This is a genomic window from Streptomyces sp. NPDC094143 (genome assembly GCF_040303825.1).
In the GTDB taxonomy this organism is placed as follows: domain Bacteria; phylum Actinomycetota; class Actinomycetes; order Streptomycetales; family Streptomycetaceae; genus Streptomyces.
On sequence record NZ_JBEOTZ010000007.1, the window covers coordinates 165,304 to 178,390 of the forward strand.

Sequence of the window (13,087 nt, forward strand, 5' to 3'; positions counted from 1 at the left end):
GCGGGCTCAGGGGAACCGCAGCGCGTCCGGGCCGAGGGGCGGTACGAGCCCCTCGGCCGCCGCGCGCGTCAGCAGTCCGCGCACCGCGGCGTAGCCGTCCGCGCCGAGGCCGGCGGTGAACTCGTTGACGTACAGCCCGATGTGCTGGTCGGCGACGGCCGGGTCCATCTCCTGGGCGTGCGCCATGACGTACGGCCGGGACGCCTCCGGGTCGTCCCAGGCCGCCCGCACGGACGCCCGGACGGAGTCGGCCAGCAGCCGCAGCCGCTCCTCGCCCAGCGACCGCTTGGCGATGATCGCGCCGAGCGGGATGGGCAGCCCGGTGGTCTGCTCCCAGTGCTCGCCCATGTCGGCGAGCTTGTGCAGCCCGTAGGTGTGGTACGTGAAGCGCGCCTCGTGGATCACCAGCCCCGCGTCCACCTTCCCGTCCCGCACGGCCGGCATGATCTCGTGGAACGGCATGACGACGATCTCGCCGACCCCACCCGCCAGCGTGTCCGCGGCCCACAGCCGGAACAGCAGGTAGGCGGTGGACTTCTCGCTCGGCACCGCCACGGTCCGCCCCGTCAGGTCGACGCCCGCCTCCCGCGTCAGCACCAGCGGCCCGCAGCCCCGCCCCAGCGCGCCCCCGCAGGGCAGCAGGGCGTAGTCGTCGAGGACGTAGGGCAGTACCGCGTACGACACCTTCAGCACGTCGTACTCGCCGCGCTCGGCCATGCCGTTGGTGATGTCGATGTCGGCGAAGGTCACGTCGAGGGCGGGGGCGCCGGGGACGCGGCCGTGGGCCAGGGCGTCGAAGACGAACGTGTCGTTCGGGCAGGGCGAGTACGCGATCTGCAGCTGCTCAACTGTCATGCCGGTTCCAACTCTCCAGGACGGGCACGAGCTTCCCGAACCCCTCGGTCAGCGCCGCCAGGGCGTCGGGGACGCGCCAGGCGTCCCGGTCCCTGGGGCCGACCGGATTGGAGACCGCGCGGATCTCCAGCACGGGCACGCCCTGCGCGACGGCGGCCTCGGCGACCCCGAACCCCTCCATGGCCTCGGCGAGGGCGGTCGGGTGCCGCTCCCGGAGGGCGGCGGCCCGGGCGGCCGTCCCGGTCACGGTGGACACGGTGAGCACGGCCCCGGCCCGGGCCCCGGTGGCCTCGGCGACCCGCCGCACGAGCTTTGGGGGCGGCCGGCGGCGGACGGTCCCGAAGCCCAGCTCGGTGACCGGGAGGAACCCGTCCTCGGTCTCCGCCCCCAGATCCGCCGCCACGACCTCGTCGGCGACGACCAGCGACCCCACGGGCGCCTCGGGCTGGAACCCGCCCCCGATCCCGGCGGACACGACGAGGTCGTAGGGCCTGTCCTGAAGGGCGGCGGCGGTGAGGGCGGAGGCGGTGGAGGCAGCGGCAAGCGCGGGCCCGACACCGACGGCGACCGCGTCGAGCCGAGCCCCGCTGCCGCCGTGGGCGACCGCAAGGCCCGCCGCCACCGCGTCCCTCTCCACGGGAACCGCGGTGGCGATCAGCACCCGGGGAGGCCCGGCGGCAGCGATCAGGCGTCCTTCTTCAGCTTGAAGTTCCACAGACCCGAGGGCTCCTTGTCGCCCTCCTTGATGGAGACCAGCGTCGAGTTGCCCTGCGCGCCGTACTGGGCGTTGAAGAACACGCTGCCCGGAATGGTGCGGTACGTCTTCTTGCTGGCGTCGGTCAGCGGCTGACCGTTCATCAGGATCGTCCAGCCCTTGTCGGCGATCTCCGGGTCGACACCGAACCGGACGGTCTCGTCCGGGTCGACGGAGATGCTCTTGACACCCTTGTCCTTCAGGCACTGCGTGAGGTCGGACTGCTTCAGCGCGTCGCCCTCACCACCACAGGTGGCCTCGGTGTTCACCGAGTCGCTGCCCACGGTGACCGTGGCCATCGGCGTCGGCTTGTCACAGGCCGACAGGACGAGCAGTCCGGCGGATACGACACCGGCGACGGCGACGGCGCGGCGGCGTCGCACAGCGGATTGCAACGTGTTCATGGCGGAAGGCTATCGGGCCTGCCGGGCGGAGCTCCCACGCGGGGTGTGACGTGACCGCGTGGTTACGCCACACGCGCCCGCCCCGAGCCCCCGCGCCGCGCCGAGCCGATCAGCCCCCGGACGGTCGTCAGCCACCCGGCGCCGACGATCGCCGCCCCCACCGCGAGCCCGAGCGTGCCGTTGAGGGGCATGGCGATGCCGACCGCCCCGCCCAGCACCCAGGACATCTGCAGCAGCGTCTCGGAACGGGCGAAGGCCGAGGTCCGCACCAGTTCGGGCACGTCCCGCTGGATCAGCGCGTCCAGGGACAGCTTGGCCAGGGCCTGCGCGAAGCCGGCGATCGCGGCCAGGCCGGCGACCAGGACCGCGCTGAAGAACACCGCGGCCGTGAGCGCCGCGCCCAGCACGCACGCCACGACCGTCACGATGATGATCTCCGGCGCCCGGGAGCGCAGCCACGCCCCGACCGCCGTGCCGAGGGCGTTGCCCGCGCCCGCGGAGACGCCCACTATCCCCAGGGACACGGCGGCGCTCTGGCCGGAGATCGGGTGCTCGCGCAGCAGGAAGGCGAGGAAGAAGATCAGGAAGCCGGTGAGGCAGCGGATGGAGGCGTTGGCGCCCAGGGCGTGGGTGACGGCCGGGCCGACCGTGCGCAGCCCGGGGCGCTTGACCGGTTTGCGGTGCGGCCCGTGCAGGTGCTGTTCGTCCGCCGCCAGCAGGGCCCGGTCCTCGCCCTTGGCGGAGTCGACCTTCGGCGGCAGCGTGAACGACAGGACCGTCCCGGCAACGAAGATCAGGAAGGCGCCGTAGAGCGGCCAGCGCGGTCCGATCTGCTGGAGGCCGGCGCCGATGGGCGCGGCGACGCCGGTGGCCAGCAGGCCGCCCAGGGTGACCCGCGAGTTGGCCTTCACCAGGGAGAAGCCCGGTGGCAGCAGCCGCGGCACGACGGCGCTTCTGACCACGCCGTACGCCTTCGACGCGACGAGCACGCCGAGCGCGGCCGGGTACAGCTGCAGGCTGCCGCTGACCACCGCGCCGGACAGGACCAGCGCGAGCAGCGCCCGGGCCAGCATCGCCCCGGCCATCGCGGCCCGGCGGCCGTGCGGGATGCGGTCAAGGAGCGGGCCGATCACCGGCGCGAGGAGCGTGAAGGGCGCCATGGTGATGGCGAGGTACAGCGCGACGCGCCCGCGGGCCTCGTCGGTCGGGACGGAGAAGAAGACGGTCGAGGCGAGGGCGACGGTGATCATCACGTCGCCGGCGCCGTTCACGCCGTGCAGTTCGATCAGCTTGCCCAGGCCGGACTCGCCGGCGCCGTGCGCGTGGGTGGCCTTGCGGATGCCGCGCGCCGTGCCGGTCACCGGGAAGTGCAGGGCACGGCCGACCGCGCGGAGGGGGCCGCCCAGACGGCCCGGTCCGCTCGGTCGGCTGTTTCCCTTGACCCCTTTCGACCCACCGGTCCCGGTGGCGTCCTGGGGCGTCTTCGCGGCTGCCACGACGTCATAGTGCCCCGAGAACGCGGTGGGTAGTGCCATTACCGCTTGTATAGGGCCTGTGGGGTGACTGTCCGGGTTGTCGCCCGAGGAACAGGTCGGTGTACGCGAAGCGGGGCGGAAGGGTAGCGTGCGTATCTCAGCCATCCCGCAGAATGGATGAAGGACGTCGACGCGGTCCCCTGGTCCGCTCCGTCCCGCCTTGGCGCCGGGAGTGGCGCACTCGAGACGGCGTATGGAGAGAAGCGATACCTGTGAGCGCAGCGACAACGCGAAGCCGCACCCCCGACCGTCTGTGCGCCGAGGCCGTCGACCTCGCGCGTGCCGCAGCCGAGGAGGCCGCCTCGCCCGGGATCGTCGGTGAGCACGTGGGCGTGGTCTCCGAGGGCGACCGCGTCGTGACGCACTTCTTCGCCTGCCGCGAGCTCGGCTACCGGGGCTGGCGCTGGGCCGTGACGGTGGCCCGGGCCTCCCGCGCGAAGGTCGTCACGGTCGACGAGGCGGTGCTGCTGCCCGGCCCGGACGCGGTGCTCGCGCCCGAGTGGGTGCCGTGGAGCGAGCGGCTGCGCCCCGGCGACATGGGGCCGGGCGACCTGCTGCCGACGGACGCCGACGACCTGCGCCTGGAGCCCGGCTACTCGGGCGAGGACGAGCCGGCGCCGAACTCGGCGGTGTCCCACGAGATGGCCGACCTGGTGGAGGCCGAGGACGCGGACGTCACCGAGGGGCCCCCGTCCCGCCTGCCGGTCTCGCCGTCCCGCGGCTCCATCGCGGCGGTCGCCGAGGAACTGGGCATGCGCCGGGCCCGCGTCCTGTCCCGCTACGGCCTGCACACCGCGGCCGACCGCTGGGAGGAGGCGTTCGGCCCCAAGACCCCCATGGCCCAGTCCGCCCCGGCGGCCTGTGTCAGCTGCGGCTTCCTCGTCCCCGTCGGCGGCTCCCTGGGGCAGGCCTTCGGCGTCTGCGCCAACGAGTTCTCCCCGGCCGACGGCCGCGTGGTCTCCCTGGCCTACGGCTGCGGCGGCCACTCCGAGGCCGCCGTCATGCCCCGCCCGCCGCAGCCGGCTTTGCCGGTCATCGACGAGACGCGGGTGGATCCGTTCCCGCTGCGTCCGGCTTCGGGTTCGGGGTCCGTGCCGGACGCGGAGGACGAGTCGGTGGCGGAGCTGGGGCACTCGTAGCCGCTGGTCCGGGGGCTTTGCGGGGTGCGGTGCTTTTGGTGTCGCGGCCGTGCCCGGCCGGTGGTGGGGTTGGTATCCGGCGTCTGCGGCTCCGCCGGTGGTCGGCGAGACGTGGGTGGGTCCGTTCCCGTTGCGTCCGGCTTCGGGTTCGGGGTCCGTGCCGGACGCGGAGGACGAGTCGGTGGCGGAGCTGGGGCACTCGTAGCCGCTGGTCCGGGGGCCCCGCGGAGCGCGGTACCTTCGACCTCACGGCCCCCGCCGCCGATGAGGAGAGTCAACGTGAGCAAGTTCGTGCGCCCGGCCGCCGAAGGTGCCGACCCGTTCGGTACGGCACGTCTGCGGCGCGGAGTCCTGGACGCCTGGGCCACCAGCCCGGCCCGGTTCCGCGAGGACGCCAACGCCGAGGAGGACCTGGTCCTCGGCGGCTACCGGGACCGGCTCGTCGTCGAGCTCGCCCAGAACGCCGCCGACGCGGCGGCCCGGGCCGGAGTGCCGGGGCGGCTGCGGCTCACCCTGCGCGACGGGGTGCTGGTCGCCGCCAACACCGGTGCCCCGCTGGACGCGGCGGGCGTCGAGTCGCTGGCCACGCTGCGCGCGTCCGCCAAGCGGGACACGCCCTCGATCGGCCGGTTCGGGGTGGGCTTCGCCGCCGTGCTCTCCGTGACCGACGAGCCGGCCGTGGTCGGCCGGCACGGCGGGGTCCGCTGGTCCCTGGCCGAGGCCCGGGAACTCGCCTCCGACACCGCCCGGCACAGCCCCGGCCTCGGCGACGAGGTCCGGCGGCGGGACGGGCACGTGCCGCTGCTGCGGCTGCCGTTCGCCGCCGAGGGCACCGCTCCCGACCCGTACGACACCGCCGTCATCCTGCCGCTGCGCGACGCGGCCGCCGCCGACCTCGCCGAGCGGCTGCTGCGGGCCGTCGACGACGCCCTGCTGCTCGCCCTGCCCGGCCTGGAGGAGGTCGTCGTCGAGATCGGCGGCGAGGCGCCGCGCACCCTCACCCGCCGCACCGACGGCCCCTTCACCGTCGTCGACGACTCCGCCGACGGCGTCACCCACTGGCGCACCGCCGCGGCCCACGGCACCCTCACCCCCGACCTGCTGGCCGACCGGCCCGTCGAGGAGCGGCTGCGGCCCCACTGGTCCGTCACCTGGGCCGTCCCCGTCGACAGCGACGGCAGTCCGGCCCGGCCCCGCACCAGCCCGGTCGTGCACGCCCCGACCCCCAGCGACGAGCCGCTCGGCGTGCCGGCCCTGCTCATCGCCTCGTTCCCGCTGGACACCACCCGCCGGCACGCCGCGCCCGGCCCGCTGACCGACTTCCTCGTGCAGCGCGCCGCCGACGCCTACGCCGAACTGCTGGGCGCATGGCGCCCGGTGACCGCCGGGACCGTCGACCTCGTGCCCGGGCCGCTCGGCAAGGGCGAGTTGGACGGTGGCCTGCGCCGGGCCATCCTGGAGCGGCTGCCCCGCACGTCCTTCCTGCCGCCCGCGGTCCCGCCCCAGGACGGTGACGACCTGCCCGAGTCCCTGCGGCCGCGGGAGGCCGAACTCGTCGAGGGCGCCGGCGCGGACACCGTGCGGGTCCTCGCCGAGGTGCTGCCCACCCTGCTGCCCGCCGGGCTCGAACGCCGCCCGGAGCTGCGGACCCTGGCGGTCGCCCGGGTTCCGCTGACCGACGCGATCGACCGGCTGGCCGGCCTGGAGAAGGACCCGGGCTGGTGGCGGCGGCTCTACGACAGCCTCGCCGGGGTCGACCCCGACCGGCTGTCGGGACTGCCGGTGCCTCTCGCCGACGGGCGGACGACCATCGGGCCCCGGCAGGTGCTGCTGCCCGGCGCGGAGACCGCCCGGATCGACCCGGGGGTGCTGGCCCGGCTCGGGCTCAAGGTCGCCCACCCGGAGGCCGCCCACCCGATCCTGGAGAAGCTGGGCGCGCTGCCCGCGACCCCGCGGGCCGTCCTCACCACCCCCCAGGTGCGGGCCGCCGTCGCCGCGTCGCTCGACGACGAGGGCGCGGTGAACTGGGAGGAGGACACCCTCGACGCCGAGGAACTGGCCGACACCGTGCTCGCGCTGGTGCGGGACGCCGGCCTTGAGCCCGGGGACGAGCCGTGGCTCGGCGCGCTCGCCCTGCCCGACGAGGACGGCGAACCGGCCCCGGCCTGCGAACTGGTCTTCCCCGGCGGCCCCTTCGCCCGGGTCATGCGCGAGGGCGAACTGGCCGCCGTGGACGCCGAGCTGGCCGCCAAGTGGGGCGAACAGCCGCTGGCCGCCTGCGGGGTGCTGGTGGACTTCGCGCTCGTCCGCGCCACCGACGTCGTGCTCGACCCGGACGAACTGGAGCCCCGCGAGGGCGACTTCGCCGAGCCAGACGACGCGGGCCTGCTGGACGCCGTCGACGTGTGGTGCGAGGACGTCCTCGACCGCTTCCCGGACAGCCCCGTGCCACCGGTCGCCACCGAGATCGTCGCCGTACGGGACCTGGACCTCGTGGACGAGGACAAGTGGGCGCAGGCGCTGGCGCTGCTGTCCCGGCCGCCGCTGCGGGACGCGATCGTGCAGCCCGTGCGGATCCTGCTGCACGACGGCACGCACGAGCTCGTCCGCCCCTACACGGCCTGGTGGCTGCGCGGGAACCCGGTGCTGGCCGGCCGCCGCCCGGCGGGCCTGCGCGCCGCCGGCGGCGACCCGCTGCTGCGCGGCCTCTACGACGAGGCCGACGCCACCGGTTTCGAGGACGAGCAGGTGCTGCGCGCGCTGGGCGTGCGCACCTCGGTCACCGCGCTGCTGGACGAGCCCGGCGGGGCCGCCGAGCTGCTCGACCGGCTCGCCGACCCCGGGCGCAAGGTGACGGATGCTCAGCTGCACGCGCTGTACGGCGCGCTGGCCGAGCTGGACCCGGAGCAGGTGACCCTGCCCGACGAGCTGCGGGCCGTCGTCGACGGCCGGGTGGAGGTCGTGGACGCGGCCGACGCCGTGGTGTGCGACTCGCCCGACCTGCTGCCGTTCACCGAGGGCGTCCCGCTGCTCCCCGTACGGCCGTCCCGCGCCGCCGACCTGGCCGAGCTGCTCCAGGTGCGGCGGCTGAGCGAGTCCGTCACCGGGCGGGTCACCTCCGAGGGGGCCGAGCACGAGGTGCCCGAGCCGGTGCGGGTGCTGCTCGGCCCGCGCACCCCGGCCTCCTACGTGGAGCACGACGAACTCGTCGTGGACGGCGTGGAGATCGACTGGCGGCTCACCGACGACGGTGTGCTGCACGCCGCCACCCTGGAGGGCGTCGCCGCGGGACTGGCCTGGGCGGCGGGGCAGTGGCCGCGGCGGTTCGAGGTGGCGGCGCTGCTGGAGGACCCGTCCCGTACGCGGGAGCTGGCGCGTGACCGGTGGTTCGACTGAGCCGGTGACGGGGGTTCGGCCGGGCCGGAGGCGGCGTTCACCCGGCCGGTGAAAAATTTCGCACATATTTTTCACCGGCCGTACAACCAAGCGCCCTGTTCGCGAATCTGATCATGCGAGTCAACAGACTCCACGATCACTTGGGCCCCGAGAGCCGACGACGAGCACCGGGGCCCCTCTCCACCTGGAGAACGAATGCGTATCCGAGCCACCGTGGCCGCCGTCACCGGCGCCCTGGCCCTTTCCGCCCTCGCCGTGCCGGCCGCGCAGGCCGCCGAGCCGAAGGTGCCCGCGGACATCGCCGCCGCCAGCGAGGTCGTCCACGCCGACTCCGGCCGGTCGGCCTTCGCCGCCGCCGAGGGCGGCCTGCCTTACGCCCTGAACGCGACCTTCTCGTCGGTCAAGGTCAACAACGGCAAGAACGTCGTCGTCGGCACGACCAACCTGGTCAAGGTCCCGGTGTCGTTCACGCTGACCCACGGCAAGGAAGTCAACATCCACGCCGCGGACTTCTTCGCGGGCATCGAGCTCTACCGCGGTGCCTCGTTCGAGGAGTCGATCTTCTACTTCGACAGCAACGACGCGACCTGCACGGACTCCTCCGCGACCGTCGCCAGCTGCAAGGCCACCGTCGAGATCGACCCGTTCGCGCTGCTGAACGAGGACGCCGGCTCCTGGAAGGCGGCCGGCTTCGCGGTCGCGTTCAACGGCGAGAACCCGGACGACCCCAACCTGGACAACGTGGGTGTCGCGGTGACGGACCCGACCAACAGCTTCAAGCTCCAGCGCTACTCCAAGCTGACGGTCAACGCCTCGCCCGAGCCGGTGAAGAAGGGAAAGACCATCACGGTCACCGGCAAGCTGTCCCGCGCCAACTGGGACGACAACAAGTACCACGGCTACACCAACCAGTCGGTGAAGCTGCAGTTCCGCAAGAAGGGCAGCGACACCTACACCACGCTGAAGACCATCAAGTCGAACAGCACCGGTGAGCTGAAGACCACGACCACGGCCTCCACGGACGGCTACTTCCGCTGGTCCTTCGCGGGCACGACCACGACCCCGGCGGTCAACGCCACGGGCGACTTCGTCGACGTGCAGTAAGGACGTGCAGTAAGCAGGACCCACAGCGGTCCGGCTAGGCCGGGAAGCGGCGGTCCACCCACCTCCACGTGAGCTCCAGGGTGGCCGCCGCCACCACCGAGATGCCGACCGCGATCCACGGCATCGTCATCCCGACCAGCTTCAGCGCGAAGAAGTCCTGCAGCCACGGCACGGCCAGCACCACCACGAACGCCCCGCCCATCGTGGCGACCAGGGCGATCCGCCACCACGTGTACGGCCGGGCGATGATCGCCAGCACCCACATGGAGATGAGGAAGAGCGTCAGCGTCGCGACGCTGGTCTCGGCGTCCAGCGCCCCCGCGCCCTCGTAGTGCTGCCGGGCGATCAGATACGTCGCGAAGGTCGCCACCGCCGCCACGACCCCGCCGGGGATCGCGTACCGCATCACCCGCCGCACGAAGTGGGGCCTGGCGCGCTCCTTGTTCGGCGCGAGCGCGAGGAAGAACGCCGGGACGCCGATGGTCAGCGTCGACAGCAGGGTCAGATGGCGCGGCAGGAACGGGTACTCCACCTGCGAGCAGACCACCAGCACGGCCAGCAGCACCGAGTACACCGTCTTGACGAGGAACAGGGTCGCGACCCGCGTGATGTTCCCGATGACCCGGCGCCCCTCCGCCACCACCGACGGCAGCGTGGCGAAGCTGTTGTTCAGCAGCACGATCTGCGCGACCGCCCGCGTCGCCTCCGAGCCGGCGCCCATCGCGACACCGATGTCGGCGTCCTTCAGGGCGAGGACGTCGTTCACCCCGTCTCCGGTCATCGCGACGGTGTGCCCGCGCGACTGCAGCGCCCCGACCATGTTCCGCTTCTGCTGCGGGGTGACCCGCCCGAACACCGTCCCCTCGTCCAGGGCGTCCGCCATGCCGTCCTGGTCGGCGGGGAGCCGGCGGGCGTCCACGGTGGTCCCGGACAGCCCGAGCTTGGCGGCGACCGCCCCGACCGACACCGCGTTGTCCCCGGAGATGACCTTGGCCCTGACGTCCTGGTCGGCGAAGTAGCGCAGCGTGTCGGCGGCGTCCGGCCGCAGCCGCTGCTCCAGCACGACCAGGGCGGTGGGCTCGGCGCCCTGAGCGACCTCGGGGTCGTCCAGGTCCCGCTCGACCCGGGCGAGCAGCAGCACCCGCAGCCCCTGCTCGTTCAGCCGCCCGGTCTCGGCCAGGGCGGGATCGTCCTCGGCCAGCAGCACGTCCGGCGCGCCCAGCAGCCACGTACGGCTCCGCCCGTCGCCCTCGCTGAAGGCGGCTCCGCTGTACCTGCGGGCCGAGGAGAACGGCAGGGCCTGGGTGCAGCGCCAGTCCGCCACGGCCGGGTAGGTGTCGATGATCGCCTTCAGCGACGCGTTCGGCCGCGGGTCCGACTCGCCCAGCGCGCCGAGCACCTTCCGTACGTAGGTCTCGTCGGCGTCCCGCAGCGGCCGCAGCTCGGTGACGTCCATGCCGCCCTCGGTGAGGGTGCCGGTCTTGTCCAGGCAGACGGTGTCGACGCGGGCCAGGCCCTCGATGGCGGGCAGCTCCTGGACCAGGCACTGCTTGCGGCCCAGCCGGATCACCCCGATGGCGAAGGCGACCGAGGTGAGCAGCACCAGGCCCTCGGGGACCATCGGGACGATGCCGCCGACCGTGCGGGCGACGGAGTCGTCGAAGGCGTTCTCCTTCACGAACAGCTGGCTGATGATCAGGCCGATCGCGGTCGGGACCATCATCCACGTGACGTACTTGAGGATCGTCGAGATGCCCGAGCGCAGCTCCGACTGGACGAGGGTGAAGCGCGAGGCCTCCTCCGCGAGCTGCGCCGCGTAGGCCTCCCGGCCGACCTTCGTGGCCTGGAAGGCGCCGCCGCCCGCGACCACGAAGCTGCCGGACATCACCTGGTCACCGGGGCGCTTGACGACCGGGTCGGCCTCGCCGGTGAGCAGCGACTCGTCGATCTCAAGACCGTCGGCCTCGACACAGACCCCGTCGACGACGACCTTGTCCCCGGGCCCGATCTCGATCACGTCGTCCAGGACGATCTCGGAGGTGCTGACCTGAGCGGCGGCCCCGTCCCGGCGCACGGTCGGCCGCACCTCGCCGATCAGCGCGAGCGAGTCCAGCGTCTTCTTCGCCCGCCACTCCTGGACGATGCCGATGCCGGTGTTGGCGAGGATCACGAAACCGAACAGGCTGTCCTGGATCGGCGCGACCACCAGCATGATCAGCCACAGCACACCGATGATCGCGTTGAAGCGGGTGAAGACGTTCGCCCGGACGATGTCGACGGTGGACCGGCTGCTGCGCACCGGTACGTCGTTGACCTGACCGCGCTCCACCCGTTCGGCCACCTGGGCACTGGTCAGGCCGGTCTCGCGTGAGGTGACCGTCGCCGGCCGCGCGGACTCGGCCCGGGCACCCGCGTCGAGATGCGTCATGCCTTCGACGGTACGTGCGGATGTGACGCTTCACCCGCTGGATGCGGCGAAGATCCGACCTGGGAAGGACGGACTTCGTGCCGTGGTCGTACGGCAGTTGTATGTGGTCGTGCCCCGGTGCCCCGGTCCTCCGGTGCGCCCTGTGCCTCCGGTGCGTCAGCCGGCTCGGCGGGCCGTGCAGAGCAGGTACTCCCAGTCCAGGACCGTCCCGCCCGGGCTCGTCCCCAGGTCGGCGGCGCGGGCGAGTTCGGCCAGTTCGCGGTCCAGGGCGGCGACCCGGTCGGGGTCGTCGGCGATGTTCTTGTAGACGCTGATGGTCGGGCCGTAGCGCTCCTTGAAGTAGTCGCGGAACAGCTCCGGCGTCGCGAAGCGCTCGACCCGGACGGTCCGCCGCTCGGCGCGCAGGTCCGTGACCCGGTCGCCTAGGAGGGTGCGCACATGGTCCTCGTCGCCCCACAGCGGGGGCGGCTGGGTGCCCGGCGGGGGCGGGGGTGCGTAGGGCTTCATGATGGCGAACATCCGTCCGATGAACCCCTGGGGCGTCCAGCTCAGCAGCCCGATGGTGCCGCCCGGGCGGCAGACCCGGACGAGTTCGCCGGCGGCCCGCTGGTGGTGCGGGGCGAACATGACGCCCACGCAGGACAGCACGGTGTCGAACTCCGCGTCGCCGAAGGGCAGGGCCTCGGCGTCGGCCTCCTGCCAGGTCAGGCGTGCCCCCTGCCGCTCTGCCACGCGCCGCCCGGCCTCGAACAGCTCGGGTGTCAGGTCGGAGGCGACGACGTCCGCGCCGGTCAGGGCCGCCGGGATCGCGGCGTTGCCGGAGCCGGCGCCGACGTCCAGCACCCGGTGGCCGGGGCGCACGCCGCACGCTTCGACCAGGACCGGTCCCAGCTCGGGGATGATCTCGGCGGCCAGGGACGGGTAGTCGCCCTGGGCCCACATGGCGCGGTGCTTGGACTTCAGTGCCCGGTCGGCCTCGGCCGTGCTCTGCTGTGTCGTCATGGCTGCGCTCCTCACCGGTCGGGCGGCGGGTCCGCGCGACGGGTTGTGAGCGGTTCGCCGCCTCTATCGAGCGTAGGGAGGGGGCGGGGGTGTGTCCTGCCGGGCAGCGCGGGGGTGCGCGTCCTCGCCTGACGGCCCCTTCTCGCCGTGCGCGGGTGCGGGGTGTGTCGTCCTATGCGGCATCGTCGCGGGCCGCGGCCCGCTTCAGTGCCGCGTCGCGCCTGCGGACGTAGTAGATGCCGATGAGGCCCAGGCCGCCTCCGGCCAGGCAGGTCCAGATCCACCAGGTGCTGCCGCGGTCGTCGAACCAGCCGTAGAAGGGGAGCTGGACGAGGAAGAGGACGAACCACAGGATCGTGCCGCCGGTGATGGTGGCGACCACGGGGCCCTCCAGGGGCTCCGGCGCCTCGTGTCGGGGGGTCCACTTCGCCATGGGGACAGCTTACGAGGCGATCAGGTCTACGCGCGGA

General features: G+C 73.4%; 10 protein-coding genes. 3 read left to right on the forward strand and 7 right to left on the reverse strand.

Translation table 11 applies throughout. From position 1 onward, the window contains the following. Positions 1 to 6: 6 nt before the first annotated feature. The 4 genes from ABTZ58_RS12275 to ABTZ58_RS12290 all read right to left on the reverse strand — a co-directional run bounded on the left by ABTZ58_RS12275 (position 7) and on the right by ABTZ58_RS12290 (position 3,509). Positions 7 to 855, reverse strand: a complete 849-nt coding sequence (locus ABTZ58_RS12275; RefSeq protein ID WP_351354141.1) for a 1,4-dihydroxy-6-naphtoate synthase — start codon at positions 853 to 855, stop codon at positions 7 to 9. After that, complete coding sequence (locus tag ABTZ58_RS12280; RefSeq protein WP_351354144.1) at positions 845 to 1,570, reverse strand: futalosine hydrolase; 726 nt, start codon at positions 1,568 to 1,570, stop codon at positions 845 to 847. Before ABTZ58_RS12280 ends, ABTZ58_RS12275 begins: the two co-directional genes overlap by 11 nt. Next, positions 1,540 to 2,013 carry a DUF2771 domain-containing protein gene (locus ABTZ58_RS12285; protein ID WP_309096084.1) on the reverse strand — a complete coding sequence of 158 codons (474 nt, stop codon included), beginning with the start codon at positions 2,011 to 2,013 and terminating at the stop codon, positions 1,540 to 1,542. The genes ABTZ58_RS12280 and ABTZ58_RS12285 overlap by 31 nt, the downstream gene beginning before the upstream one ends. 62 nt (positions 2,014 to 2,075) lie before the next feature. Then, complete coding sequence (locus ABTZ58_RS12290) at positions 2,076 to 3,509, reverse strand: MFS transporter (RefSeq protein ID WP_351354407.1); 1,434 nt, start codon at positions 3,507 to 3,509, stop codon at positions 2,076 to 2,078. A 251-nt stretch (positions 3,510 to 3,760) separates the two neighbouring features. On the opposite strand from ABTZ58_RS12290, the gene ABTZ58_RS12295 reads away from it, so the two are divergent. From ABTZ58_RS12295 to ABTZ58_RS12310, 3 genes are all read left to right on the forward strand, one after another. Further along, the gene (locus ABTZ58_RS12295) at positions 3,761 to 4,687 is read left to right on the forward strand and encodes a DUF3027 domain-containing protein (RefSeq protein WP_351354147.1); all 927 of its coding nucleotides are present in this window, start codon (positions 3,761 to 3,763) and stop codon (positions 4,685 to 4,687) included. A 279-nt stretch (positions 4,688 to 4,966) separates the two neighbouring features. Further along, entirely contained in the window at positions 4,967 to 8,083 is a 3,117-nt protein-coding gene (locus ABTZ58_RS12305) for a sacsin N-terminal ATP-binding-like domain-containing protein (RefSeq protein ID WP_351354150.1), read from the forward strand. 195 nt (positions 8,084 to 8,278) lie between these two features. Continuing rightward, positions 8,279 to 9,187 carry a hypothetical protein gene (locus ABTZ58_RS12310; RefSeq protein ID WP_351354152.1) on the forward strand — a complete coding sequence of 303 codons (909 nt, stop codon included), beginning with the start codon at positions 8,279 to 8,281 and terminating at the stop codon, positions 9,185 to 9,187. A 34-nt stretch (positions 9,188 to 9,221) separates the two neighbouring features. On the opposite strand, the gene ABTZ58_RS12315 is transcribed toward ABTZ58_RS12310, so the two are convergent. The 3 genes from ABTZ58_RS12315 to ABTZ58_RS12325 form a co-directional block, all read right to left on the reverse strand. Continuing rightward, a complete protein-coding gene (locus ABTZ58_RS12315) occupies positions 9,222 to 11,615 on the reverse strand; it encodes a cation-translocating P-type ATPase (RefSeq protein ID WP_351354155.1) in 2,394 nt (797 codons plus the stop codon). A 156-nt stretch (positions 11,616 to 11,771) separates the two neighbouring features. Next, a complete protein-coding gene (locus ABTZ58_RS12320) occupies positions 11,772 to 12,617 on the reverse strand; it encodes a class I SAM-dependent methyltransferase (RefSeq protein WP_351354158.1) in 846 nt (281 codons plus the stop codon). A 172-nt stretch (positions 12,618 to 12,789) separates the two neighbouring features. Next, positions 12,790 to 13,050 carry a DUF2530 domain-containing protein gene (locus ABTZ58_RS12325; RefSeq protein WP_351354161.1) on the reverse strand — a complete coding sequence of 87 codons (261 nt, stop codon included), beginning with the start codon at positions 13,048 to 13,050 and terminating at the stop codon, positions 12,790 to 12,792. Positions 13,051 to 13,087: the final 37 nt, after the last annotated feature.

What these genes read in the sequence shown, in the direction of transcription:
- ABTZ58_RS12275 (WP_351354141.1), bottom strand. Translation starts at nt 855, where the DNA reads ATGACAGTTGAGCAGCTGCAGATCGCGTACTCGCCCTGCCCGAACGAC.
- ABTZ58_RS12285 (WP_309096084.1), bottom strand. Translation starts at nt 2,013, where the DNA reads ATGAACACGTTGCAATCCGCTGTGCGACGCCGCCGCGCCGTCGCCGTC.
- ABTZ58_RS12310 (WP_351354152.1), top strand. Translation starts at nt 8,279, where the DNA reads ATGCGTATCCGAGCCACCGTGGCCGCCGTCACCGGCGCCCTGGCCCTT.
- ABTZ58_RS12315 (WP_351354155.1), bottom strand. Translation starts at nt 11,615, where the DNA reads ATGACGCATCTCGACGCGGGTGCCCGGGCCGAGTCCGCGCGGCCGGCG.
- ABTZ58_RS12320 (WP_351354158.1), bottom strand. Translation starts at nt 12,617, where the DNA reads ATGACGACACAGCAGAGCACGGCCGAGGCCGACCGGGCACTGAAGTCC.
- ABTZ58_RS12325 (WP_351354161.1), bottom strand. Translation starts at nt 13,050, where the DNA reads ATGGCGAAGTGGACCCCCCGACACGAGGCGCCGGAGCCCCTGGAGGGC.